At 53.3% G+C, this 26915-nt stretch carries 20 protein-coding genes; 14 read left to right on the top strand and 6 right to left on the bottom strand.

Features of this window, described 5'->3' with window-relative positions:
* Positions 1-6: 6 nt before the first annotated feature.
* The 9 genes from holB to J3P35_RS18860 all read left to right on the top strand — a co-directional run bounded on the left by holB (position 7) and on the right by J3P35_RS18860 (position 15026).
* Positions 7-1128 (top strand): DNA polymerase III subunit delta', encoded by a 1122-nt coding sequence (gene holB, locus J3P35_RS18900; RefSeq protein WP_210466315.1) that lies wholly within the window; start codon positions 7-9, stop codon positions 1126-1128.
* 9 nt (positions 1129-1137) lie between these two features.
* A complete protein-coding gene (hemC, locus tag J3P35_RS18895; protein ID WP_210466314.1) occupies positions 1138-2082 on the top strand; it encodes a hydroxymethylbilane synthase in 945 nt (314 codons plus the stop codon).
* Positions 2083-2134: 52 nt separating this feature from the next.
* Positions 2135-2755, top strand: coding sequence for a peptidylprolyl isomerase (locus J3P35_RS18890; RefSeq protein WP_210466313.1), 621 nt, complete (start codon positions 2135-2137; stop codon positions 2753-2755).
* Positions 2756-2766: 11 nt separating this feature from the next.
* Entirely contained in the window at positions 2767-3666 is a 900-nt protein-coding gene (locus tag J3P35_RS18885) for an SDR family oxidoreductase (protein WP_210466312.1), read from the top strand.
* Positions 3667-4221: 555 nt separating this feature from the next.
* Positions 4222-5175 carry a ComEA family DNA-binding protein gene (locus J3P35_RS18880; protein WP_210466311.1) on the top strand — a complete coding sequence of 318 codons (954 nt, stop codon included), beginning with the start codon at positions 4222-4224 and terminating at the stop codon, positions 5173-5175.
* Positions 5176-5508: 333 nt separating this feature from the next.
* Complete coding sequence (locus J3P35_RS18875) at positions 5509-8547, top strand: sensor histidine kinase (RefSeq protein ID WP_210466310.1); 3039 nt, start codon at positions 5509-5511, stop codon at positions 8545-8547.
* Positions 8548-9092: 545 nt separating this feature from the next.
* The gene (locus J3P35_RS18870; RefSeq protein WP_210466309.1) at positions 9093-13088 is read left to right on the top strand and encodes an AAA domain-containing protein; all 3996 of its coding nucleotides are present in this window, start codon (positions 9093-9095) and stop codon (positions 13086-13088) included.
* Entirely contained in the window at positions 13078-14007 is a 930-nt protein-coding gene (locus tag J3P35_RS18865; RefSeq protein ID WP_210466308.1) for a hypothetical protein, read from the top strand. Before J3P35_RS18870 ends, J3P35_RS18865 begins: the two co-directional genes overlap by 11 nt.
* 149 nt (positions 14008-14156) lie before the next feature.
* Positions 14157-15026 (top strand): SDR family oxidoreductase, encoded by an 870-nt coding sequence (locus J3P35_RS18860; RefSeq protein ID WP_210466307.1) that lies wholly within the window; start codon positions 14157-14159, stop codon positions 15024-15026.
* Between the two features lie 423 nt (positions 15027-15449).
* Here J3P35_RS18860 and J3P35_RS18855 read toward each other — a convergent pair whose 3' ends face one another.
* On the bottom strand, positions 15450-17048 hold the full coding sequence (locus J3P35_RS18855) for a hypothetical protein (protein WP_210466306.1): 1599 nt from the start codon (positions 17046-17048) through the stop codon (positions 15450-15452).
* Between J3P35_RS18855 and J3P35_RS18850 the strand changes: the two genes are divergently transcribed.
* On the top strand, positions 17035-17568 hold the full coding sequence (locus tag J3P35_RS18850) for a hypothetical protein (protein WP_210466305.1): 534 nt from the start codon (positions 17035-17037) through the stop codon (positions 17566-17568). The genes J3P35_RS18855 and J3P35_RS18850 overlap by 14 nt on opposite strands.
* Before the next feature lie 216 nt (positions 17569-17784).
* Entirely contained in the window at positions 17785-17946 is a 162-nt protein-coding gene (locus J3P35_RS18845) for a hypothetical protein (protein WP_210466304.1), read from the top strand.
* 292 nt (positions 17947-18238) lie between these two features.
* Here J3P35_RS18845 and J3P35_RS18840 read toward each other — a convergent pair whose 3' ends face one another.
* From J3P35_RS18840 to ricT, 3 genes are all read right to left on the bottom strand, one after another.
* Positions 18239-19360 (bottom strand): endonuclease/exonuclease/phosphatase family protein, encoded by a 1122-nt coding sequence (locus J3P35_RS18840; protein WP_210466303.1) that lies wholly within the window; start codon positions 19358-19360, stop codon positions 18239-18241.
* A 170-nt stretch (positions 19361-19530) separates the two neighbouring features.
* Entirely contained in the window at positions 19531-19989 is a 459-nt protein-coding gene (locus J3P35_RS18835; RefSeq protein ID WP_317195407.1) for a gliding motility lipoprotein GldH, read from the bottom strand.
* Positions 19990-20012: 23 nt separating this feature from the next.
* Complete coding sequence (gene ricT / locus J3P35_RS18830; RefSeq protein ID WP_317195406.1) at positions 20013-21659, bottom strand: PSP1 domain-containing protein; 1647 nt, start codon at positions 21657-21659, stop codon at positions 20013-20015.
* A gap of 548 nt (positions 21660-22207) precedes the next feature.
* Here ricT and J3P35_RS18825 point away from each other — a divergent pair.
* Positions 22208-23062 (top strand): GNAT family N-acetyltransferase, encoded by an 855-nt coding sequence (locus J3P35_RS18825; protein ID WP_210466301.1) that lies wholly within the window; start codon positions 22208-22210, stop codon positions 23060-23062.
* A gap of 169 nt (positions 23063-23231) precedes the next feature.
* Positions 23232-23894 carry an SH3 domain-containing protein gene (locus tag J3P35_RS18820; protein WP_210466300.1) on the top strand — a complete coding sequence of 221 codons (663 nt, stop codon included), beginning with the start codon at positions 23232-23234 and terminating at the stop codon, positions 23892-23894.
* Between the two features lie 130 nt (positions 23895-24024).
* Here the strand turns inward: J3P35_RS18820 and J3P35_RS18815 are convergent, their stop codons facing one another.
* Positions 24025-24534, bottom strand: coding sequence for a hypothetical protein (locus J3P35_RS18815; RefSeq protein ID WP_210466299.1), 510 nt, complete (start codon positions 24532-24534; stop codon positions 24025-24027).
* A gap of 12 nt (positions 24535-24546) precedes the next feature.
* A complete protein-coding gene (locus J3P35_RS18810) occupies positions 24547-25701 on the bottom strand; it encodes a zinc-dependent alcohol dehydrogenase (RefSeq protein ID WP_210466298.1) in 1155 nt (384 codons plus the stop codon).
* 547 nt (positions 25702-26248) lie between these two features.
* Between J3P35_RS18810 and J3P35_RS18805 the strand changes: the two genes are divergently transcribed.
* A complete protein-coding gene (locus J3P35_RS18805; protein ID WP_210466297.1) occupies positions 26249-26761 on the top strand; it encodes a GNAT family N-acetyltransferase in 513 nt (170 codons plus the stop codon).
* Positions 26762-26915: the final 154 nt, after the last annotated feature.

Raw genomic sequence — 26915 nt, 5'->3', positions numbered from 1 at the left:
TCATACGTGCAGTTTTCCCAGATTTACGGCCACCAGGAAACCAAGCAACTGCTGCTGAACTCGGTGAAGTCACAGCACGTGGCCCACGCCCAGCTTTTCTTAGGATCGGAGGGAAGCGCCAACCTGGCGCTGGCGCTGGCCTATGCCCAATACCTCAACTGCGAGGACCCGCAGCCTCAGGATTCCTGCGGCGTGTGCCCCAGTTGCAACAAAATCAGCAAACGCATCCACCCCGATCTGAATTTTGTGATGCCGGTGACCAAAGTGAAAGACCAGGATGCCCTGAGCAAGAACTTTGTGACCCAGTGGCGCGCTTTCCTCAGCGACAGCCCCTACCAGACCCTCAATGACTGGATGCAGTTCATCGGGGCCGAGAACAAACAGGGCACCATTCCGGTGGGCGAAAGCCGCGAGCTGGTGCGCATGACCTCACTCAAAGCCTTCGAGGCGAAATACAAGGTTATTGTCATCTGGCTCCCTGAGCTCATGAACGCCAGCGCCGCCAACGCCCTGTTGAAGCTCCTGGAAGAGCCGCCTGCCGCTACGGTGTTTTTGCTCGTGAGCAACGCCTCAGATAAGATCATGCCTACTATCCTGTCCAGAACCCAGCTGGTCAAAGTGCGCGCCTTTACTGATGAAGAAGTAATCCAATACCTGGTAGAGCAGCAGGGCACCGAGCGGGAACGCGCCTATCAAGTCGTTTCTTTGGCCGAGGGGAATCTGCAGGCCGCCCGGGTGCTGAGCCAGGAAATGACCTCGGACTATTTCACGTTCTTCCTGAGCTGGATGCGCCTGTGCTACAACCACAAGTTTGACGGCGTGCTGGAGCAGAGCGAGGATTTCCAGAAGCTGGGCCGCGAGAACCAGAAGAACTTCCTGCAGTTTGCCCTGGGGCTGCTCCGGAAAGTGCTCTTGTATGGCGTAGACAGCAAGCTGATCGCGTTTCTGCCGCCACCGGAGCTGGATTTCGTGCAGAAGTTCGCCAAGTTGATCCACCAGGGCAATGGCGCGCAACTATCGCATGAATTAAACGAGGCGCACTACCACATTGAGCGGAATGCGCACCCTAAAATTACGTTTTTAAATACCTCTATTCAAATTGCCCAGCTCATCAGGCCGGTGGCATAAACAGAGCACATGGAAACAACTGAACCAACGTCTCCCATCCGCATCGCTACGCGTGGCAGTCGGCTTGCTTTGTGGCAGGCCCATCACGTGGCAGATACGCTGCGTGCCCACGGCATGGAAGTGGAGATTGTGACCATCACCACCAAGGGAGACCTCGTGTTAGACCGTTCTTTGGATAAAATAGGCGCGAAGGGCGTGTTCACCGAGGAACTGGAGGAAAGCCTGCGCACCGGCGCCACCGACATTGCCGTGCACAGCGCCAAAGACGTGCAGTCCACCATCCCCGATGATCTGGAACTCTTGGCGTTCATGGAGCGCGAGAAAGTGCATGACGTGGTGATTTCCTTTGATCCCTTGTTCAAGCTGGGCGAGGGGCAGCAGGTGATCGGCACGTCTTCTACCCGCCGCCGGTCCATGCTCAAGCGTTTCTACCCCAACGTGATCACGTCTGAGTGCCGGGGTAACCTACAGACCCGCATCCAGAAGCTGAAAGACGGTCAGTACGATGCCATTCTGCTGGCCTACGCCGGCGTGTCCCGTATGCAGTACGACCACATGGTGGCGCAGCACCTTCCGCTAGACAAATTCATCCCGGCCGCCGGGCAGGGCAGCGTGGCCATTGAGTGCTCCAAAAACCTATCGCTGGAGCGCAAACTGAACCTGAAACTGGCCCTGGACCACAAACCCACACACCTTTGCCTCCTGGCTGAGCGGGCGTATCTGCGCACCATGGAAGGCGGCTGTAGCATCCCGTCCTTCGCCTTGGCGACCATAGAGGGAGAGACCATTACCCTCAAAGCCGGCATCATCAGCCTGGATGGGCAGGAACTCATTGTGGAAGAGCTGACCGCTCCTGCAGACCAGGCTGAAACCATGGGCGAGCAATTGGCGCATACCGTACTCAGCAAAGGCGGGGACAGGATTTTAAAAGCCATCAGAGAAGAAAAAGCATAAAAGGACAAAAAAAGAGAGGCTGCTGTTTTGAGCCTGTTTATCTAAAATTGATATGAAAAAAACGCTTTACCTGTTAGCCTTATTGATCTTGTTGGGTACGGCCGCCTTCGCCCAGAAGAAAAGCAAAAAAGACTATCTGGTTACCATTTCCACAAACCAAGGCACCATCCGGTTGGTGTTGTTTGAAGATACGCCCAAGCACCGCGAGAACTTCCTGAAACTGGTGAAACATAAATTCTATGACGGCACCACCTTCCACCGCGTGATCAACGATTTCATGATCCAGGGCGGCGACCCCAACACCAAGGACGAGGATCCCAACAACGACGGAGCCGGTGACCCGGGCTACACCGTTCCCGCCGAGATTCTGCCGCACCACAAACACATTTACGGCGCCTTGGCCGCTGCTCGCATGGGAGATAATATGAACCCCAAAAGAGAATCCAGCGGATCGCAGTTTTACCTGGTGGAGAACCATGAAGGCGTTCCGTTCCTGGACAAACAATATACGGTGTACGGTCAAGTGATTGATGGCTTGAGTGTGATTGACAAAATCGCGGAGGCGCCCAAAGACTACCGTGACCGGCCTACCACTGACATCAAAATGACGGTAACCGCTAAGAAGATGCCTAAAAAGAAAATCACTAAATTGTACGGCTACCGCTACGAATAGACCTCTCCACTATGAAGACGATCCTCATTACCGGCTCCAACGGTCTACTGGGGCAGAAACTGATTGGCCTGCTCCACACCGAGCCCCACATCAAACTCATCGCCTCCTCTAGGGGCCAGAACAAACTAGCCGGATTGTATCCGCACGTGGCCTTCGCCGCCATGGACGTGACCGATGCCGGGCAGGTGGAAAGCGTGATCGCGGAAACGCAGCCTACGCACATCATCCACACGGCCGCCATGACCAACGTGGACGACTGCGAGAGCCAACGCGAAGAGTGCTGGAAGCAGAATGTAGACGCAGTAGAGAACCTGGTGAAGGCCTCGGAGCGGCACGGCGTGCACCTCATCCACGTCTCCACAGATTTTATCTTTGATGGCGAAAACGGCCCTTATTCAGAAGACGCGGAAGGTGCCCCGGTAAATTTCTATGGCGAGAGCAAACTGGCCGCCGAAGAACTGGTGAAAAACGCCGCCTGCAAATGGGCAATCCTGCGCACGGTGCTGGTCTTCGGGATTGTGCATGACTACGGCCGGTCCAACATTGTGCTGTGGGTGAAAGGCTCCCTGGAGCAAGGCAAGCAGATCAAAGTGGTGAACGACCAGCTCCGCACGCCCACCCTCGCCGAGGACCTGGCCCAGGGCTGCTGGCTCGCCGCCAAACACGATGCGCAGGGCATCTTCAACATTTCCGGCGAAGAACTGCTCACCCCGTACCAGATGGCCATTCAGGTAGCCGAGTACTTCAACCTGGACAAAAGCCTGATTGAGGAAGTAGACGGTTCTATCTTCACCCAACCCGCCAAACGCCCGCCGCGCACCGGCTTTGACATCACAAAGGCTAAAACGCAGCTAGGCTATCAGCCCCGCACGTTTAAAGAAAGCATTGCCATTGTTGCAGAGCAGATATAAAAAGACAAGTTAACCGGAACGGCCCTTTTGCATTATGCAGGAGGGCCGTTCTCGTTCAAGACCTTTAATCCCCAATTGTAGGTGGCATGGCATGCAACAGCACCTAAGGAAGCTGTCTCCTGCGGCAGACCGGGGTGAAGGCCTACAGTGAGGCCGAGCACTGGCCTGCCGCAAGTAGGGTCGTGCCAAGCAGTAATGGCCTACGTCTACGATGCAACAGATAGCTTTAGCCAGGTGGTACCTTGATTGAAGCCTCACTGTCCGAGCGTCAGCGAGTTTGAGGCTTCTTGATTCTTTTGGTCACTTTTCTCATCAAGGAGAAAAGTGACAAACCTCCAAACGGAGGAACAAGCGCTGGAGGATGAGTAGGAAGGTAGTTACAGGTAAAGACCCAGAAAGTGCCTTTGAGGCTGGCGCCTCACTGCAGTTGCAAACTGCAGACCATGGTAGGTCCAAGTTGAAAACTTGAACCAGAAAATAAACAACAACCCAATACAGCCCCTTAGGTAAACCTAAATATTCAACATTCTTAATGTTTCGCCGTAGAATGACTCTATGCTGAAACGTCTGCTACGCTCCATAAAGGATTACTTCTCGTTCTCCCAGCGGGAGCTGACGCAGTTTTTCATTCTCATCTTTCTCATGGTGGTGCTCGTGGTGGCGCCATTTTTCTTTTTCCAGGACGATGTTCCCTATGACCCCACCGCCGACCAGAAAATCCTGGACAGCCTGGTAGTACAACTGGACAACCAGAAAGAGGTCGCTGATGCGGAACGGGCAGAGAAGTACAAACGCAAATCCATTAAACTGTACCGGTTCAACCCCAATGAACTTACTGTGGCGCAGTGGCAGGAACTGGGCCTGAATAAATATATCGCACAGCGGATTTTGAACTACCGCGCCAAAGCCGGTGACTTCAAGAGCAAAGCCCAATTGCAGAAAATCTACGGCCTGCCCGACTCACTTTTCCAGATGTGGTATCCGTACATAAACCTGCCGGATGAAAGTCCAGGCTACGCGCGCACCTATGCCAAAGACCGACCATTTTCAGGTCCTTATCCGGAAAACAGGTCCAAAACAGAATACCCAAAGAAGCGCTGGGAACTGCAGCCTTTTGACCTGAACACCGCTGATACCATTGATTTGATGCGAATCAGAGGCATCGGTAGCAAGCTGTCGGCCCGCATTGTGAAGTTCCGGGACAAGGTAGGGGGCTTCCACTCGGTGGAGCAGGTGGCGGAGGTGTATGGGTTGGCGCCCGAGGTGGTGGACAGTGTGCGGAAGTACGGCTTCATCTCCAGGGCTTATGAACCTAAGCGCATCAACCTCAACACCACCTCTTTTGACGAACTGCGGCAACATCCTTACATCGGCTACGCTCTGGCCAAAGCCATTGTCAATTACCGGACCCAGCACGGCCCATACCCCAGCGTGGCAGAACTGCGCAAAATAAAGATCCTGGACGAGGCTAGGTTCCAGAAGATGCAGGCTTACCTGAGTGCCCCATAGCGGCAGGCACGCCAGAATAGAGGATATTCCAATAGACAAGGAGAAGAAGCCCGGGGGTATTTTTTCGTAAGCCTTTTGATTACCCCACTGTTTACGCGGCCATTTCTAAAAAGCAGCCCTAAAACGTGGTAAAGTAAAATATCTAGTATAAACACTGATTTTGGAGGTTAATCCGGCACTTTCCACGTACAAATCAGAAGAATACCAATATTTTAGTAAAGCAACCGTAATCTCTCTGAACAACGGGTGTGCCTGGTTTTTAGACCCAGGACCAAGGGTATTCCTGAACCAGGGAGGTTAGGGAAAAGAACGGAGCCGCAGAAGCACAGGGGTATGAGACAGGAAGAAATCATAGGAGAGCACCAATTAGAGGAATCAGTTCTGGAACGGATCCTGCGGGCGGCTCCTGACCCATACCTGATCCTGTCGCCGGAGCTGCGCATTCTGTTCGTGACCCAGGCTTATCTCAGCGCTACCTTAAGCAAGCAGGAAGACCTTCTGGGGAAATATTTGTTTGATGCCTTCCCAGACAACCCGGCTAACCCAGAGGCCAAGGCCGTGAAAAACCTGCATGCCTCCCTGCAGACCGTGCTGGAAACCAAAAAGCCGCACCAGATGCCCGTGCAGCACTATGACGTGCCCAAAGGGCATGGTTTTGAAGAAAAGCACTGGATACCCATAAACGTGCCCGTACTCAACGAGGCTGGGGAAGTGCTCTGCATCATCCATAAAGTGACCGATGTCACTCCATTGGTCAAAGAACAGAAGGAAGTGCACCTGCTGGCCCTGGAGCTGCAGGCATTGCAGCAAGGCTTAAACTTAGCCCAGGATTTACAACAACAGTTCAGGGAAGAGGAGCGCCGTCTGAAAGAAGCCCAAGCGATGGGCCACATCGGGAGTTTTGAGGCCGATTTGCCACAGGAAGACTTAATCTGGTCAGATGAAATGTACCGGATCTTCGGGTTGAAGCCGCAGCAGGAGCCAGCCACCTTTGAAAAGTTTGCCTCTTTTATACACCCCAGTGACAAAGCCCGGTTTGAGGAGGCCATGCAGCGGTTTTACCAAACCAAAGAGAATTTTGACCTTACCTACCGCATCATCCGGGCCGATGGGCAGACCAAGGTGGTGCACACCCGGGCTACCACTATCCAGATAGGTGCTGAGGGCCTCCAACAGAGGGTGCACGGCACCATGCAGGACATCACCGAGCAGAAACTGGCCCAGGAAAGGCTGGAAGCCAATGAAGCCCTGCTCCGACAAGCCGAGGCCGTGGGCCATACCGGCAGCTACGAGGCTGAGATAGACACCATGACTTTCAGGTTCTCTGATGAGATGTTCCGGATATTGGGGTATGAACCGCAATCTGTGCAGCCCTCGCTGGACTGGGTAGACACCTTTACGCACCCAGAAGACGCTCCTTTGATAAGGGAAAAACTGGCGCAGGCCCTGGAAACCAAAGAGCCCTACCAGTACGTGCGGCGTATTTACTGGCCCAATGGACAGATGCGCTACATTAAAGGCAAAGGGCGCATTGTCTGCGATGCGGATGGAAAACCCCTCAAATACCTGGGTACTATCTATGACATCACAGACCAGACCCGCACCGATCTTATCCTGAACACCATCAATGAAGTGTGCTTTGAGCTGGATGAGCAACTCCGGTTCAAATACGCCAACCGTAAGGCGTTGGAGGCCTGGTCTAAAAAAGAGGATGAGGTGCTGGGCAAAAACTACTTTGAGGTGCTCCCCCAACACCAGAACTCAGAGATGGCCGAGGTGATTTTTGGAGCCAACCAAAGCCGGGAGCAGGTCCTGAAGCGGGTACACAGCCCGAAGGAAGATAAATGGTTTTTCTACAATATCACTCCTTCGCCTACTGGCCTCATAGTGCTGTATATTGATATCACAGACCGCGTGAAGGCCCGTTTGGAGATCAAAAAGCAACAAGATCAATTCGGGCTGCTGGTAGAGAACATGCCCAGCCTTATCTCGCGCTGGGAAAGGAACGCCCGGCTGGTGTATTGCAATCATAATTTTGAAAATAAACTAGGCTTGGAAACAGGCTCAGGGTTAGGTAAAACCAACCAGGAGATGGGTATTCCCCCGGAAGTAGCCTTGCCATTCAACCAGAGTCTGGAAGAAGTTTTTTCTACCGGAAAGGCCAAGGACCATGATTGTGATATAGATACACCGGAAGGCCGGATAAACTTATTGGCGCGCCTGGTGCCAGAATTTAGCCCAGATGGCACTGTAGACACCGTGCTGAGTATTGCCCATGATATCTCTTTTGTAAAACAAGCCGAAGAGCAGATCAGAAAGCACCTCAACATTCTGCAGCAGGCCGAGGAACTGGCAGGCATGGGTAGTTGGGAGTATGACATCGCCTTGGGTACCATCACCTGGTCAGAGGGGTTAGGACGGCTGCTGGAGGTAGACAGAACCAAAGGCTCCTGGGCCCAGAATTTCCTGGAGGCCGTGGTGGAGGAAGACAAACCCATTGGCGACCGCATCCTGAACGCCCTCCGGCAAGACCCACAACCCTTTGAGGAAACCTTGCGCCTGAACACCTACAAGGGACTAAGAAGGCAGAAAGTGAAAGGCACTGTGGTGGTAGGGGCAGACGGTACCCCCTCCAAAGTGCTAGGCGTGAACTGGGACATCACCGAGATGCACCGGCTGGAAGAGGAGAACCTCACCATCAGGCTGAACCAGCAAAAGGAATTGCTGGTGGCTATCCTGAATACGCAGGACGAGGAACGCCGCCGCATTGCCGAAGGCCTGCACAACGGCATCGCGCAGCTCCTGTATGCAGCCAAACTGAACCTGAACCAGGTCATTGGGGAAGAGGAAATTCTGAAGAACAAGCACCTGCTGGAAAAAACCGCCAAAGTAGACGCCATTCTGGAAAAGGCCATCCAACAAACGCGTTCCCTGTCGCATGAACTGATTCCCACTCCCTTGTCTGACCTGGGGCTGCAGGCGGCCATCAAAGACATCTGTTCTACCTTAAGCTGCAAGCAACTGAAGCTGAAATGTTGGGTATTCAACCTGCACACGCCGCTGGAGAAACACATGGAACTGGCCATTTACCGCATTGCCCAGGAACTGGCCAACAACATTGTGAAACACGCCAACGCCACCCAAGGCGGGCTTCTGCTACGTGAGCAACGGGGCGCCTTGGTGCTGGAGGCCGAAGACAACGGCCAGGGCTTTGTGCCCAACCAAGTGGGCCACAAAGGCATGGGCCTCAAAGCCATCCATGACCGGGTAAAGCTGCTCAACGGCACCATTGAAATAGACTCGGCCCCGGGCCAGGGCACCACCATCAGCATCTCATTCCCCTTGTCAAACCCGGCGGTAGGGGCGGTGTAAACGGCTATTTGCACAAACCCGTTTAGCGGCTGATTTTCATAAAACGGCTGCTAAACAGGTTTTTAGTTAGGTATTCAGTCTGTAGGGGCAATCCCTTGTGGTTGCCTTTGCGCCGGCCACCGCAATATAGGTTGTTGGTGATAACACCAACAACGGCGAAGGTCATCCAAGACATAGAAACGCTATTTAGATGTCCCCCTTTGAAGGGGGTAGGAGGATGATTTACTCGTGCTGATCAATGGCATTCCCTAAAATCAAGTTGCCGACGTTGCCGGTGTTATCACTAACAACTGAACCTACGCTCTGCACCGAATAGGGCAACCACAAGGGATTGCCCCTACATCAAAACAAACCTACAGCGAAGCCCCACCTAATCCAGCCAGATTTGTAATGCAGCCTACATTCCTTAATTTACCGTGGCGGGTGCGGGCACGTACAGGTGTACCAAAGAAAGAGAAGTAACCGTTTTCCATCCAAAGCAGTTTACTTCTTAAAGATTGCCCCTGGCATTCGCTTTTATTGATTCCAGTTCCTTTAAATACCAGATGACTAACCCCTCCACGTCCCTTCCGCACCTGTTGAAACAATACCAGCGCCGGCTCCTGAACCTGAGTGGCTCTAACCGTTCGTTGGTCTTGCTCAAACCCTCGGCTAGCCTACACCTGGATGTTCAGGCGCTGGATTTTGCCCATAAAAGTCCGGCTTACGACTACGTCAAAGACCTCCTGGCCGGAAGGCAGACCATTACCTTGTGCGAGGTAGCCGATGCCCGCGATGCGGCTCTGGCGCCGCTCACCAAAAGCCTGAAAACCATCCAGCGGCGGGCCCACATGATCTGGGAAGAGCGCGGTGCGAAGGAACTGTTCGTGGGCTGGCCCTTCGTGGAAGGCGCTTTCCCCGATGGGACTTTGGTGCGCTGCCCTTTAATTTTTTTCCCGGTGGAACTGCGCGTGAACGAGAAGCGCCAGTGGCAACTGACCCGGCCCGAGGATGCGCCTGCGTTCTTCAACAAGAGCTTTTTGCTGGCCTACGCCCATTACCTGAATGTAGTACCCGATGAAGCGCTCATGGAGGAGGATTTCGATGAATTTCCCTCCGATGACCTGCAGTTCAAAACCAAACTATACGAGCTCCTGAAGGAGAGCAACCTGGAAATCAACTTCAACCAGGAACTCCTCAAAGACGGACTACAGCCTTTCAAGGCCTACAAACGCGAAGACCTGGAGAAAACCTGGAAACCAGGCCAACTCAAGCTCCAACCCGAGGCTGTGCTGGGCATTTTCCCGCAGGCCGGTTCTTACCAACTCGCTGATTATGATGACCTGCTGGAGAATCCGCCTGCTGAGTCTTTAGAGGAATTGCTTTTGCCCCAAACTGAGGTGAACGCCACGCACGCCCAACTGGAACAGCAACTCTTCACCGCCTTTGACGCCGATTCCTCGCAGGAAGCGGCGCTGCGCCAGGTGAAAGCCGGCCAAAGCGTGGTGGTGCAGGGACCTCCGGGCACAGGTAAATCACAGCTCATCTGCAACCTGGTCTCTGATTATTTGGCCCGCGGTAAAAGCGTGCTGGTGGTCTGTCAGAAACGCGCTGCCCTGGATGTAGTGTACCAACGCCTGTCTACTACGGGCCTGGACCAGTTCTCTGCGCTGGTGCATGACCTCAACCTGGACCGGCCGGCGGTATTCTCCAAAATCAGGTACCAGATTGAGCAGGTAGAGGAGTACAAGCGGCAGAACGTGGCCCTGGGCAACATCCAGGCCGAGCGGCAGTTCCTGGAAACCAGCCGCCGCATCAACCAGATCTCCGAACGGCTGAACGATCTCAAGGAAGCCCTGTTTGACACCAGCGCCTCCGGATGGTCCCCGAAAGAACTGTATCTGCGCAGCAATCCGCGTGCGCCGCATCTGCCCGCCCAGGGCATTTACCTGAACTTCACGGCTTCTTCCTGGCAGGAGTGGCGGCCGCGCCTGCTGCATTACCTCCAAGACGCCGTGTTGCTGCAAAGCCCCGATTTCCCGTGGAACGACCGCCGCTCTTTCCATCTCCATACCTGGGCCGAGCGCCAGAAACTCACGCAACTGCTTTCCCAGATTCCAGCCGAAGTGCAAGCCGTAGCAGGACAGGTACAGGAATTATTGCCTACACAAGCAGAGGTCTGGGATGGACTCCAGGCGCTCATGCAGGAATTGCCCGCACTACTGGCGGTGCAGGAAGCCCTACGCGACAAAGCCGTTTTGAGGCTGTTTTTTGGAAATCTGGCCCAAACCAAAGACTACCGCCAACGCGAGGTACAGCTCACCCAACTCCAGAAAGACTCCGCCACCGTCCAGACCAAACTCACCCATGCAGAGGTTCAGCAGGTAACCCAACTTCTGGCGGCGTATGACCAGGCGCACAGCGGGTTCCTGGGTAAAATCCAGTGGGCTTTCTCCTCAGATAAAAAGAAACTCGCGGCCTTCGCCGAAGGCAAAAACCTGACGAACGCAGACACCGCGGTAGAGCACCTGCGCACCGCCCTCCAACAGTGGACCGCGCTGCAGACGCAATGGCAGAACCTACAGACCCTGGAACCCACGCTGGAACTTCCCGCGGATTTCTTCGCGCCAGAAGCAAAGCAGGAATTAGCCGCTTTGCAGGAGGCCTGGGAACAGCGCAAGGTAATTCAGCGGCTGGCCGCCTATGACGTTCTGCCCGATGCCCTGCTGCCATTACCGGCGGAGCGTTTTATGGCCGTTTTTACCAAAACGCTGCCAAAACTATCACAGCTGCAGGAAGAGCAGCGCGAGTGGGCAAAGTGGCTGACTCCCTCGCAGATTGAAACCATCGCCACGGATGCCGCCGCTACCCAGCGCATGAGCCAGAGCCTGGCCGAACACTTCGAGCGCATGGTTCTCTTTGACGAGCTGGTGCAGACGCTTTCGCCGGAGCTCAAGGGCTGGCTGGATGATCTGCGCGCCGCCATCCCGGAAGGTGTGGAGGCGCAGTTGCAGGCCCTGGAGAACAGCGTACTGCTGGCCTGGGTCCAACACCTGGAGGGCCAGCACCCGGTGCTCACCATTGTGAGTACCGGCGAACTGGAGCGCCTGGAAGCTGAACTGCAGGACAAAATCAAACAGAAAGCAGATCTGAGCCGCCAGATTATCCTCCTCAACCTGCGCGAGCAGACCTACCAGAACATGGAGTACAACCGGTTGGGCAATCCGGTGACCTACCGGCGCTTGCTTACGCAGGTAAGCAAAAAGCGTATGCTGTTCCCGCTGCGTAAACTAAACGCTGAGTTTGGGGACGAAATCCGTCAGCTGTTGCCGTGCTGGCTGGCCTCGCCCGAGACGGTGTCGGCGTTGTTTCCGCTGGAGCGCATCTTTGACCTGGTCATCTTTGACGAGGCCTCGCAGTGCTTCGCGGAGGTGGGAATTCCGGCCATGATCAGGGGTAACCAAGCGGTGATTGCCGGCGATGAGCAGCAGTTGGGACCCTCGGATCTGTACCGCGTGCGCTTCGGGACGGATGAAGAAGAGACCGAGGAACTGCTGGTGGAGTCACTGTTGCAACTGAGCGCGCTGCACCTGCCGCAGACCTTGCTTTCTGAGCATTACCGCAGCCAGTACCCAGAGCTCATCCAGTTCTCCAACCAGAATTTCTACCGCCACAAGCTGCAGCTAATTCCTAAACTGGAGGCCATGAACACCGCTGAGCCCGCGCTGCAGTACCTGAAGGTTGACGGCGTTTGGGAAAATCAAACCAATAAGGTGGAGGCCGAGCGTGTGCGTGACCTGGTGTTTGAGCTAATGACCAAAGGCGAGACCAACATAGGGGTCATCACGTTCAACTTCCCGCAGCAGCAGTTGGTGCAGGACCTTTTGGAAGAAGCGGCTTCGGCCCAGAACGTGAAACTGCCCGAGGAACTCATCATCAAGAACATTGAGAACATCCAGGGCGATGAGCGGCAGTACATCATCTTCTCCATCGGGTATGCGCCGGATGCCACCGGCACGGTGCGCGCCATGTTCGGGAGCCTGAACGCGGCCAAAGGCGAGAACCGGCTGAACGTGGCCATCACGCGCGCGATTAAGCGGGTGTGCGTGGTGACCAGCCTCTGGCCAGAGCAGTTCCCGACGGAGAACGTAAAGCATCCCGGCCCCAGACTGCTGCGCGAGTACCTGGCCTTCGCCCGCGGGGTGAGCGAGAACGGGTTCACGCCCCAGCCAGCGCCTGCGGCGGGTATTCCTTCGGCACTTCTTTTATATCCGCAGCTTTTACATGAGTTTGGGAAAAACGGGGCTAAAACGCAGTTGTCGCTGGAACTTCCCTTCGCAGATCTTACTTTCCGCAACGGCAACCAGTACCAGGCCGTAGTACTTACCGATGACGATTTGTACTACCGCCGGCCTTCAGCAAAAGCATCGCACGCTGATGTGCCGCTGCGCCTCAAGGCCCGGGGCTGGAAATACGGCGCCGTGTACAGTCGTCAGTTCTGGAACCAGCCCGAGAAGGTCTGGCAAAAACTAACCGAACTGTACCAAGACTATGAAAGATAAATTGCTGGAAATCGGCGTGGGCCTGTGTCTGCTGGTGGCCGTGGCCTGTGACACCGGATCGGCGAAAAATGAGGACGCCAACCTGGACTCCTCGGCCAAAAAGGAGAAGAAAGACAAAAAGAAAGACAAAAATCCCGCTTCTGAGGGCTTTGCCGTCAACAACAACTATGACCTGCTGGAGGTGAGTAAGATGGGCAAGAAAACCGTGCCCGAGAGCTCAGGCCTGGAGGCATCCGGTGACGGCAACTTCTGGACCCACCCAGACGCGGGCAATGAAGCGGTGCTTTACAAGGTGAACCAGTCCGGCGAATTGCTTGAGACTATGGCTGTACAGGGCGCTAAAAATAATGATTGGGAAGACGTAACCCGCGGCGATGACGGTTTCCTGTACATAGGGGATATGGGCAACAACGAGAACACCCGTAAGGACCTGCAGATCCTGAAAGTAGACGAGAAAGCCAAAAAAGTGGTGGGCTCCATTCCGTTCAAGTACGCAGACCAGACCGAATTTCCGCCTTCAAAAGCGAACCAGAATTTTGACGTGGAAGGCTTTCTGATGCACAACAATGCTTTTTACCTCTTCACCAAAAACCGCGGCAAAGGCGACTGGGTGAAGCTTTACAAAGTAGCCAACCAACCCGGTGCATCGCAGACCGTAGCACCGCTGGACAGCATCCAGATCAGCACCAAAATCACCGCCGCAGACGTATCGCCGGATGGTCGCCACATTGCGCTACTGGGTGAAGGCTGGGTGTACCTCTTTGAAGAGAGTAGCCCTGAAGGCGTGTTCAAGGGCAAGAAAGAGCAGATTCCGCTGGGTAAAGTTGGTCAGGCCGAGGGGCTGGTTTTCGTGAACGATTCTGACATGATGATCTCCAACGAGGCCGGCCGTCTTTTCATGCTCAGCCTTAAAAAGTAGCTTTTCAGGCTGAGCATGAAAAGTAATGAGCTGTAGTTTTGGGTCGCTTTCTGCAAAATCGGCCTGAAAACCCATGGGCCTGTTACCGGGCCTGAGCTTCTACCGTAAGAAGTACCAGATCTTCTAAACACACAATCAACCGCATCCGTATGGCTCATATCATCTTAGTAACCGGCGCTACCGGTACCGTAGGTTCTGCCACCGTCAAGGCACTTTCAGCGGCAGGGGCTGATGTTCGGGCTGGGGTACACTCATTGATCAAAGGAGACAGCCTGAAACGCCTGCCGGGCGTAGACCTGGTGGAAATCAACTTTGACCGACCCGAGAGCCTGGCGGTGGCCTTTACCGGCGTCACTACTGCGCTCCTTATCACACCTTTTGCCCAAAACCAGGTGGAAATGGCCCAGAAGCTGATTGATGCCGCCCAGGCCGCCGGCGTGAAGCACGTGATCCGGCTTTCAGCGAGCGGGGCAGAGTCTGAGCCAGGCATTCAGTTGGGCCGCTGGCACCGCCAGGCCGAGGAATATCTCAAAGGAACGGGCATGAATTATACCATGCTGCGGCCAGGGTCTTTCATGCAGAACTTCGTCAACATATACGCGCACACCATCAAGGAAAGCAACACCTTTTACCAGCCTGCCGGCGAAGGGCGGGTCTCCCATATTGATGTGCGGGACATTGGCGATGTGGCCGCGGAAATCCTCCTGAACCCCGATGAACATAACGGCAAGGCTTACACACTCACCGGTCCGCAGGCCCTCAGCGGGAAGGAGGTCGCCGATATTTTCTCAAGGGTATTAGGCCGCACCATCCAATACGTTGACTTACCCGAAGAAGCCGCTCGTACCGCCATGCAACAGCAAGGCATGCCCGACTGGATGACCGAAAGTTTGCTGGAACTGAACGCCATTACCCGGACTGGCTACGCCTCTGGTGTCACCAGTGATGTACAGGAAATCATCGGTCGGAAGCCCTACACCTTTGAAGAGTTTGTACAGGTTTACCGCGATTGTTTCTAAATACAAGCGGCAAATGCCCTAAGAAGAAGCGCCCGTTTTACAGCAGTTTTTCAGGAAACAGCTGTAAACGGGCGCTTCGGTTTTAGAGGAAAGCTGATTAAGGATTTGACTTAACTGGCGCTGCCGATCATGTAGTGACCAGGCATCGCCTTGTCTCCACGTTATCTGATCATGTAGGGGCAATCCCTTGTGGTTGCTCATGTACATGCCTCCGTAGAACAGGTAGTTGCTTGTATTACTGTTGCTGTGTTATCAACCTTGTTATTTTGAGGCCTTAAGCCTCACTGAAGTTGCAAACTTCAGGTCATTTTGGGTCCAAATTGAAAACTTGAATCAGATAAGGAGGGAGGTTTTGCAGCAAGCAAAAAGCCCCGCTGGAAACCAACGGGGCTTTTCTATAGATGAAATTACCTAATAATTCTATTAACGGTCATCTCTGGAAGAACCGCCCCGTGATGAACGGTCCTGGCGATCTCTGTCACCGCTGGAGCGACGGTCATCATGATCCTGGTCTGGACGATACTGGTTACGGTTCTCGTAGCCGGAACCACCGCCCCCAAAGCTGGATTGTCCGCCCTGAGTGCCGCCGTAGCCGCCGCGTGAACCCATGCCGCCGGAAGAGGAAGAACCGTATCCGCTGGAGCCGCCGTAGCTGCTACCGCCCTGGCCGTATCCGCCCATGCCGTAATCACGGCTTTGGTCGCCGTAACCACCGCCGGTAGAAGCACCGCCGTGTCCGCGGTCATGGTCATAGCCGCCTTGTCTTGATCCGGTTCCTGAAGAGCCGTAACCACCGCGGGAGCCCATGTCATTACCCATGTTTCCGTAGTTGGAGCCTCCAAAGCTTCCGCTGCCGGAGCCACCGTAGTTGCCGCCTTGTGATCCCTGGCTGGACCCGTAGCTGGAGCCACCGTAGTTGCCACCGCCCATTGAGCCGTAGCCACCTTGTGAAGAGCCATGGCTTCCGCTTCCGCCTTGTGAAGAACGGGAGCCGAAATCGCCACCTTGTGAGTTATAGGTGCTGTAACCGCCCTGGCCGCTGCCGCCGCTCATAGAGCCGTAGCCACTGCTATCGCCACCGCGGTTCTGGCCGCGTGAACCGCCGCTGCCTTGCCAATCCTGGTTGCCGCCCTGTGAAGAGCCGTAGCCTCCGCGTGATCCCATGTCTGAACCCATAGATCCGCCGTAGCCGCCTCTGGAGCCCATGTCATGTGAACCATAGTTAGAGCCGCCCTGGCCACCTTGGTTTTGGGTGCTGTATCTGGTTCCGCCTTGGCTGTAGCCGCCGTCAAAGTCTGAGTTTCCGTCATAACCACCGCGGGAAGATCCACCGCGTGAGCCGTACTCTTCGCTGTAAGATCCGCCACGGGAGCCCATAGAGCCATAAGAGCCGCCTTGCTGGTTGCTATAGCCTTGGCTGTATCCGCCGTGGCCGCTGCCCTGGCCTCCGCCACCGTGCATGCCGTAGCCGCTCTCAGTGCCGTAGCCCATCTGGTTTCCGTAATAGCCGGAGCCGCCGTAGTTTGAATAGCCGCCGCGGTCAGACTCTGAACGGGAAGAATTACCGGCGTATCCGCCTTGGGAGCTCATTCCGTATGGATTGCTGCCCATGCCGGAACCACCGCCAAAGCCTTGTCCGCCGGAGTGGCCCATAGATCCGCCGTAGCCGCCCTGGCCGTAGTTAGAACCACCCTGGTTGCCCTGTGATCCGTAACCGCCCTGACCATAGTTAGAGCCGCCCTGGTTTCCGTAGTTGCCACCGCCTTGTCCGCCGTAACGGTTGTGCTGGTCGTCATGGTTGTTCCAGGAGCTGCCGCCGCCGAAGCTGCCGCTGTTGCCTCCCTGAGAACCGTATCCGCCCTGGCCGCCTTGTGAGCCATAGCCGCCTTGGTTACCCTGTGATCCGTAACCACCTTGCTCGCCGTTGAAGTTACCGCCACCGCTGATGCCGCTCATAGAAGAGCTGCCCTGGTTGCCGTAGTCGCCGCCTTGTGAGCCGCCGTAGCCCATGCCGCTGCCCATAGAAGCAGAAGATCCTGAAGCACTGTCTGAGCCGGAAGAAGCGCCTGACTTAGATGATTTGCCGGAGCTTGATTTATCTCCAGACGCTTTGGCAGAAGTGGAGGAGCCTGATCTGCCGCCGGCTTTTGGCGTAGCAGAAGATGTTGAAGCCGAAGTGGATGTTTTGCTTCCAGAGGTTTTGCTTCCCGAAGCGCTATTGGTAGTAGAAGAAGATCCTTTTTTAGAAGTAGTGGAAGAACCACTAGTGGCGGTAGGAGAGCTGGAGCTGTCTGATGTGCCGGTGCCAGAAGAAGTTCCACCAGAGGCAGTTCCACTAGAAGCGCCGGTTGGTGAGCCAGTGCTGCCTTGTAAACCAGAAGTTCCTTGTGAGCCGGAAGAACCTAGAGATCCAGGAGAGGAACCTGAAGTTGAGCTTTGGCCCACGGTACCTGATGAAGAGGAGGAAGAAGCATTGGTGCCCATCCCACCGGATGACCCGGTAGAAGAGGAGCTCTGGTTATCGTTTTGCTGCTCTTTTTGATTGTCTTTCATGGTTAAATCTCCTTGTTTTTAGTTTGTGAATGGTGTTTTGAATACCCTTGCCGGAGACCCTGAAATTATACCAGATTCTATGGCAAGTGTTTATACTATACGAACGGGTGTTTGCATGGTTAACTCATTCATTGCGATTTTTTAATCAAGAAAGAATCTGTAGGAGAATAGCCTTAAAAACTTTGCTTAAAATGAAGCTTAAATTATGAAAATGATTTTGCCGACTGTTGGAGATGCCGGGTTTTTAGAAAAGCCTCAAAAATGGAGCTATCTGTTTCAGGCCTATCTTGTTGATAACGAACCCAAAACAGTTGCTGCCACAATCAGGCTCAACACCTCATGTGAGGCTGTAAACACAAGAGTATAAAACTGTCATGAAACCGTTCTTTAACAGAAACGATTCGTTCTTAGAAGGCCTCCCCTTCTATCGAAGGGGAAGATTATAACGCTTGCAGATTTGGTGGCAGAGGGCTTTAAGTAATGCACAAAAGAAACAGAAATGCCAGCGGCGCTTTCCTGTCTTAATCGGGAAAGCGCCGCTGGCAGAGAGTAATCAATCAGGTAGAAAGGCTGGATAAGGGAAGAGGAGAATGCCCTCAAAATGAGCAGAGACCGGGCGCAAAGACTGCTAACGTACAACCAATTTCTGCAAAGGACTTTTATGTTTGCCCCGTGTTGTTGCCCTGCGCGGTAACCGTGTTGGTGTTGATGTTCGTGCTGATGTTGGTAGGTACATCTACATCCAGTTTATTGAGGAGTTCCTCCGCGTCTTCCTGCTCTTCCTCGTTAGGCTCGGGCACCTCGTGCTCATCTGCCTCTAATGGTTCATAATTCAGCCTGATGAACATGGGGAAGTGGTCTGACCCGAAAAAAGGCAGACGTTTTATCCTGATCAACCGGAAAGCGGGATCATAGAAAATGTGGTCCAGGGAGTACCGGAAGAACGGCACAAACGCATTGTAGGTGTTGAAGAAGCCGCGCCCGATTCGGGGATCCAGGAGTCCACTTATTTTCCGGAATAGGTTGGTGGTGTAAGACCAGGCCACATCGTTCAAGTCGCCAATGACAATGCTAGCGTATGGGGAGTCTTTCGCCATTTTGGCTACGGTGAGCAGCTCAGCCTCGCGGGTATCTGTGTCTTTGTTCAGGTGGGGTGGCTGCGGGTGCACGGTAAACAAATCAAACTTGAGCCCGGAGGGCAATTCCACTAACATGTAAAAAGAGGGAATGCCTTCCTCCACCAGGTACCTAACCTCGGTATGCGTGAGTTTGAACTTGCTGTAGAACATCATGCCGTAGGTATTCTCCAGGGGCTCTTTAATGCAATACGGGTAGCGTTGGTCCAGTTCAGAGATGGCATTGGCCCAGCGGTGATTAGGCTCGTTGATGAGCAGCAGGTCTGGGTCGTTCTCGCGCACTACCTTCAAAAAGCGGTCATACCGAGTGTTGGACATCCGCACGTTGGAAATCATGACCCCGAAGGAATTTTTAGGGGCCTTTATCTTGGATCTGAGGGCCTGTACCCGCACAAAAGGGGTGAACTTGTACACGTGCACCAGTTCATTCACAATGGCCAGAACCAGCAGCCCCGCAAAGATCTTCTGGGTAAGCAACTCATACCCGTATAGCCAGCCGTACAGCCCCAGGATGACCGTACATAAAATAGCTACCTGAACCCTGGGGAAATCCAGGATTCTGATCCACCAATAAGTACTCTTTACCATGGTCAGTAGAGAGGCCAAAATGGCAATACAGCCAAGCAGCTCAAGGGTAATTTTCATAGTTAGCAGTGATTCGGTTCGTTCACATACTCATTTCTGGAAGCAGGGTTGCCTCAGTAAAAATACAGCCCCGGCGCTGGGGAAAGTAGCCGCCAAAAAAAAGTCGTTTCCAGCATGATTTGCGAAAATCAGGCCAGAAACGACGCTCAAAAATTTATATTTTATGTTAATTAAGGGGCTGCTTGCTCTACCCGCACGCCCACAGACATAATGCCTGGCAAAGGATCCTGGCGCATGTACTGATTTAGTTTGATCTGGTATTTTCCCGATTTGGAGAAACGCACGTTCTTGAGAGCCCTGAACCGGTGGTCAAAGATGTCGCCGGTGCCGTTGCCTTTGGGCTCGCCGGTTTTGGGGTCCATGAGGTACATCTCATGCAGCATGGAGTTGATCTGTTTGCCGTCTGGCCCTATGAGGTAATGCCGCAGGTACAGGTTGTAAAACGGGTACTGAATGGCATTGCGCACATTGAGGAACACGTTGTACTGCTGCGTGGTGTCTGAGATCTCGAACTCAAACTTGGGGGCTAGGGCCACGGGCCACTGGTTGTTCTCAATATCCTGGTTTTCTTCAAACACGCGGTTGGCGTCACAGCTGGCCAGGAACAGGCCCAGGCTCAGCAGTGACACTATTACACGAAAACTTTTTATCATCATCCTTCTGCTTTTGGAGTGCCGCCTTCTGGGTTGCCCGGTTTGCGGTTCCGGTGATTACGGTTGCGGTTGCGTCTGGAGCGTTGTTCCCCTTCTGCCCTTGGGCCACCTTCTGGTCTTTCTGGAGCACCTACCGTAGCGGGCGCAGCTCCCTGGGTTACCGGCTGAGGCCTATTCTGCGGCGGACGCTGCCCTTGGGGCCGCTCCTGGCGCGGTGGCCGGTTTCCGCCTTCCCGGTTGCCGCCTTCTTTAGGCTGCCGGTTAGGATCACGCTCACGCTCCTGGCGGGGTTTGCCTTGCTGCTGCTGACCTTTGGCCTGCTGCTCGCGCTCTGGCCTGGGTGGTTTCCCTTCTCCGCCAGCAGGGCGCTCACCGCGTTCCTGGCGGGGCTTGGGTTCACCCTGCACCGCTCGGCCCGATGGACGGTCTCTGCGCACTTCGGGGGTAGGAGTGGCCTGGGCCAACACTTCAGTAGCAGTGGCGGCGTTGCCTCCGTCTTTTTTCTTTTTCTTGCGCTTCTTCTTGGTTTTGTATTGCTCGTCCAGGCGGTCAAGGTTGCCTTCCAAAGCTTCCACGAAGTCTACTACTTCAGGTAGTTGCTTCTTCACTTCCTCGGCCAGGTTCTCAGGCATTTCGCCGGCGGCGTTCATCTTCAATACCTCCTGCACGCGCTCCACGGTTACCGGAAACCAGTTGCTGTCGCCACGGTATCCGAACCACATGATGCGCCGGAAAATGTCGGTCTTCTGCAGGAAAGCATCGCCGGCTTTGGTCTGGAGCGGACGGTTCACGTTAGGGATGTCTTTGAGGGCATCCATGTAGGTTTCCAGCTCATAGTTAAGGCAACACTTGAGGCGCCCGCACTGGCCGGATAACTTGCTGGGGTTCAGAGACAGGTTCTGGTAACGCGCTGCGGTGGTGGACACGCTCCGGAAATCGGTGAGCCAGGTAGAGCAGCACAATTCGCGGCCGCAGGACCCGATACCACCCAAACGGCCGGCCTCATGGCGCAAGCTTATCTGGCGCATCTCAATGCGTACCTTGAATTCCTCGGCCAGTTTCTTGATTAGTTCCCTGAAATCCACGCGGTCATCGGCGGAGTAGAAGAAGGTGGCCTTGGTTTTATCGGCCTGGTACTCTACGTCTGAGAGCTTCATTTTAAGCTTCAGTTCCTGCACAATGGCGCGGGCGCGGTACATGGTGGTGGGTTCCTGCTCGCGGGCGAGGTTGAACTTCTCCATGTCTTTCTCGGTGGCCACGCGGTAGATGCTCCGGATCTCGTCGTTGTTCTGGACCTTCTTCTTGTTCATCTGCAGGCGAACCAGTTCGCCTTTGAGAGACACGTGGCCAATGTGGTGACCGTTAGGTACGTCTACCACCACGGCATCGCCGGTAATGAGCGGCAGCCGGTTTACGTTCCTGAAAAACTCTTTACGTCCGCCTTTGAAGCGGATTTCTACTATATCAAACTCTTTAAAAGACACGGGAATCTCCATGTCTGAGAGCCAGTCAAATACATTTAACCGGTTACAGCCTCCCGTGCTGCAACCGCCGTTGCTTTTGCAACCCGCAACTACCTCGGTGCCATCGGCAAGGGAAGTGGTTTTGGAGCCGCAGCCGCCACTAGAACATGAACTACATCCCACAGGTCAATTTCCTTTATATAGATAATTCTTGTTTTCAAAAATAATTACTCACGCAGCCCCAAAAGCAAGGTGCCTAACCCCGGAAAAAGTAAGATTTATCCTCCTGAATGTAAGCGAATTAATGGGGAGAATAACGGGGGTAAAAGGCAATCTTACGCTTTTCTACGGCAAATACTGAGAGCCTAATTAACAAATATAATAACTAAATCCGAATAGCTTGGCACGATTCGTTAAGTTATAAACAGGGCGTTTTGAGGCTAATTTGCTCTAAACAGCCTTGAAACCTCAAAACCCCTGAACAAAAAAGAAGCGGCTGCTCGTTCCTTTTCTTATCATCCAGAACATATTTGGCCCAGGCACCGGACCAAAATTAGCGCCGGCAACCCCCTGTTTAGCCTGGACAATGGAAGCCGATAACAGGCTATACTGGGGAATTTGCCAGATGGAGGATTTTCTTAAAGTTCATTCTTTCATGATGGAAAAGCCCAGGTTTTGATCATGGTTTCTGTTTCCGTTATTTGGGCTTTGATCTCCAATTACCAGTTTCTATGACCTTTGCTTTTGCCCAGAACCAGACGGTTGACCAGTTGACCTCCCTCTTCAATGCCGCTTTCTCTAACTACATCATGCCTCTGTCGCTTACCCCGGAGGTGATGGCCCTGAAACTGCGCCGCGATGGTACCAACCTATCTCTATCTCCGCTAGCGCTGGACCAAAAGGAACCGGTGGGTTTTATCTTCCAGAACCTGGGCGAATGGGAGGGCAAAAAGACGGCGTACAACAGCGGGACCGGGGTGGTTACCAAAGCGCGCGGACAAGGCCTCACCCCCAAGATGTATGAGTTCTGCCTGCCTTACCTGAAGGAGTACGGCGTAGAGCAGTGCCTGTTGGAGGTGATACAGGAGAACAAGCGGGCGTTTGGTATTTACCAGGGGCTGGGCTTTGAGGTGATCCGGTCTTTCCACGTTTTCAGGCACAACAAAGCAGATCTTGCCTGGCATGGTCACTCGCCCGCAGATGTCACTTTCCAGAAGGTTTATGTGCCGGACTGGCCGCTTTACCAATCGTTTTGGGAGGTGGAGCCCAGCTGGCATCTGCATACTGCCGCCATTGACCGCACCTCTTCTGATGTACAGATAGTGGAGGCGCACGCCCAGGGCAAATGCGTAGGCTATGGCATCATCTATCCGCTCACCGGAGCCATCGCCCAACTAGCAGTAGCCCCTGCCTGGCGCGAGAAGGGCATTGGGCAGGCCCTGTTGCAACAACTGGTCTCCCTCACGCCATCGTCCATAGTCAGCGTCATAAACGTGGATGCCAAAGGCGAGCGCCTGCTGCGGTTTTTCAAGAAACGGAAAATGGCTGAACTACTGGGCCAGTATGAGATGCTGTGGCCTCTGTAAGGCGGTGTTTTAGAAGTGTTTTTGGGAAAATAGGCCGGAAATAAGTATCATTATCGGATCAGAAATGAAATAAGAACCTCAATATTTTAACCGTATCCGCAAAAGGTCTTTCTACTCAGTATTTAAATTCTATTATTATATTCTAAATCCCCTTATACAAATCAAATTTATGCGATTTCTATCCCTCTTTCTGTTTGTTTTTTGCCTCAATCTCCTGCCTCATTTTACAGAAGGGGCGGAGAAGTACAAAGCAGGAGACAAACTGTTTGTAGCGCCTACTAAAGGTTTGAACCTGAGAAAATCACCTGATTCCCAATCTGCTGTTCTGTCCAAACTGGACTATAACACCCAGGTCACCATAGCAGAGGACGCACCACCCAGGAAGTCACTCCAAATACCGGTAACTGATTTTGCGGGCGGAAAACTGAACCTCCAGGGGCATTGGGTAAAAGTGAGCACTGGTAATGCAATGGGGTATGTGTTTGACGGAATGCTCTCCAAATACAAAGGATTGGCCTTGGGTAGCTATGAAGAAGACGCTTGGCTGGTTTCTTTGTTCGGGAAGCCAACCCTGAAGACGTCTAAAAAGAGTTTAACGGCGCAGGGTGGGGAAATAGATTTTGAAATAGAGGAAAAAACGTACCCCCGGGGATTGGTCTTTCATTCTACCTGGGGTGATGGCTGTGGAAGTTACGAATATGCGTTCAGCATTTCTTACAACGAGGCGTACTGGTTTATTGAGCGCATGATGGTGGGCGCCGATGCCGCCGATGACATCAAAATTATAAAGGAGAAGGGTAATACCGTTTTTAGTTTCTCAAGTTGTACATAAAAGCTTGTACCAGTTTTTAGCTCGTTTTCTTCAAACCAGAGGAAAACTATGCAATAGCGAAAAAACAGAAAACCCCGGCAGATCTTTAGAATCTGCCGGGGTTTTCTGTTTCTGAAGTCAAGCAGAGGGATTAATAGTCATAATCCTCTTGCTCTCTTCTCTTTTTGGCCCTGAAATAAGCGACTATTCCGTAGCCAATGATGGCAGTTACCGCCAGTTGGCGAAGGAGGCCGCCGCGGTTGTGCTGCCATTCTGCCTTCATGCCTTTCTCTGCAGGGATATTGGGGAACTTACCGTTCTTGATGTCCTCAATGATTCCCTCTACCACGTTTACGCGGTCTGCCAGAATGAGCGGAAGCCAGTGGCCGTAGTCGTTCTCGCTTTTCTTGAAAGCCAGCCGGCGGATCATACCGCTGAGACCGCTGGGCGGAACCGCCGTCCCGAAAACTGCGGTCACATTGGGGCGTTCTATGGAGTGGTGTACTTCAATGTTCACCGGTTGCTGCGTGGGTCGGGTCCAGGTGTAGCCTTTTTCCTCTTCGCCGGCGCGGTTTCTCATGGGGTACGTGGGGTCATTCTTGGGGTCTGCGTCTATTCCCCAGCCAATGATATGGGCATATTTATTTGGTGTGGTTTCCATAGTCAATTTCCTTTAAATTCTTGCTGATGGTGGAATAAGAACAGGTTTGATGCAGTTGTCCAGTTTCTCAGAGAACATGCGGTACGCATCAGAAACCTCTTCCAATGGTATACGGTGCGTGATAAGCCCTTTGGGGTTCAGAATTCCGTTTTGCACGTGTTCAATCAATCTGGGCAGCAGGCGCTTCACCGATGCCTGATTGGCCCGGATGGTAATGCCTTTGTTCAGCACGTTCCCAATGGGTACCAGGTTATCGGTAGGTCCGTACACCCCAACAATAGAGACAATCCCGCCTTTTTTCACGCAGTTAATGGCCCAGTGCAAGGCAGTAGCAGAGCCTGCCTGGATAAGCAGTTTGCGGCCAGTGATGGTTTGCAGGGCATTACCGGTGGCCTCGGCACCTACGGCGTCAATGCAGACATCGGCGCCCAGCCAATCGGTTTGTTTTTTGATGAACACGGCTGGGTCACCAAACTCCCTGAAGTTGTAGGCTTCGCACTGCGCGTAGTTTTTGGCAAACTCCAGGCGGTACTCCACCTCGTCAATAATGATCACGCGCCCTGCCCCGAATAACCAGGAGCATTTGGCAGCCATAATCCCCACGGGGCCGGCACCAAACACTACCACAGTATCGCCGGGCTGGATACCGCCCATCTCGGCGGCCTGGTAGCCGGTTGGCACCACATCGGTCAGGAGAACGGCATCATCCGGGTCCATCCCCTCAGGGATCACGGTAGGGCCCACGTTGGCGTAAGGCACACGCACATACTCGGCCTGACCACCATTATAGCCACCCGCCGTGTGTGAGTACCCGAAGATACCGCCTACAGCCGTTGCTTGTGGATTGGATTCGTGGCAGTTACCGTACAATTCCTGCTTACAGAAAACACACTGGCCACAGGCAATGTTAAACGGCACCAGCACGTGGTCGCCCACCTTCACTTTGGTTACCTCAGAACCAACTTCTTCTACTATACCAGTGAATTCATGCCCGAAGGTCATGCCTACGCGGGTGTCCGGCACTGAACCGTTGTATAAGTGCAAATCTGATCCGCAAATACACGACCTGGTTACCCTAACAATTGCATCCTGGGGGTGCAGGATTTCAGGCATTGGTTTTTGATCTATCCGGACCCGTAAAGGTCCCCGGTAATTCATGGCTAGCATAAGAATTCTCCTTGGGGTTAAAGTGAGACATATTTTGTAGTTGTGCCGTGTCTCCAAGCAAGGCGGTTTGCACCAATCCCTGATAAGATTTCATAACACAGGTATTTTTTACTTCCTGAGGACCCGAAAGTTTCAGTAAGTGCTTTGTTCAGGAGTAAATACGTATTTATACGGTGTTTCTACGGAAGTGACCTAAACCCACCAACTTACTTGAGGCTTTTGGGTGCTTATTGGGCTAAAAAGCTGGGTATTCTCCTGAAAAATCCGGTTTTGAAAAGCAGACTTTCAAGGGCAACAGCTACAAAAACAGCCGAAAAAAGAGGGAGTAACAGAAAAAAATTATTCTGAAAGGAGAGGGGGCTTGCATCAAGCCCAAAGTTGTTTTGGCTTTAATTTTAGGAAAATACGCTTGAAACTGCGACCGAAGTACCTTTCCAAAAAGTATTTTTTAGATGGCTAATTTCAGCAGTTCAGTTTTCCTTCCATACTTTTGCGGCCAGACAAGAACTGTCTCCCTGTTTTACCTGAACTTGAGCAACCCAGCAACATGAGTATTACCATCAGAGCCATAGAAGAAAAAGACAACCTGCCACTGGCGGAACTCATCAGAAAGGTGTTCAGGGAATTCAAAATAGATAAGCCGGGCACCGTCTACACAGACCCCACCACCGATGACCTGTACCATCTTTTCCTCGCGCCAGGCAGTGTTTACCTGGTGGCCGTGGAGAACGGAGAGATCATTGGCGGCTGCGGCGTTTTCCCCACTGATGGCCTGCCGGAGGGCTGTGCCGAGTTGGTGAAATTCTACCTTTCCGCTGAGACCCGCGGCAGAGGAATCGGGCTGCAACTGCTGGAGAGAAACATGGAGCTGGCCCGGGAACTGGGCTATAAACAACTGTATCTGGAGTCTTTCCCCGAGCTGGCTAAAGCTGTGAGCATGTACACCAAAGCTGGTTTCAAACCGTTACCCCACGCACTAGGTAATTCCGGCCATTTTGCCTGCAACATCTGGATGTTGAAAGACTTGACAAAAGTTGCTGCTGCGGCAAATCCTCAGTAGTAAAGGCTCCTAACCCAATTTTCTGCTTGTAAGGGAATTTTCGGGCTATGCCCATAAACAAAAAATCAGTTGGCTAAGTCTGGATTGGTGACTTGGCCAACTGATGAAAGATGATTCTATTTCGAGCTTATTTTCCTGAAAACAGGCTCTAAAT

It is taken from the genome of Rufibacter roseolus, from assembly GCF_017916365.1.
Lineage (GTDB): Bacteria > Bacteroidota > Bacteroidia > Cytophagales > Hymenobacteraceae > Nibribacter > Nibribacter roseolus.
Note: the sequence above shows the minus strand (reverse complement) of the source record. Positions and strands in the feature narration are given on the sequence as shown.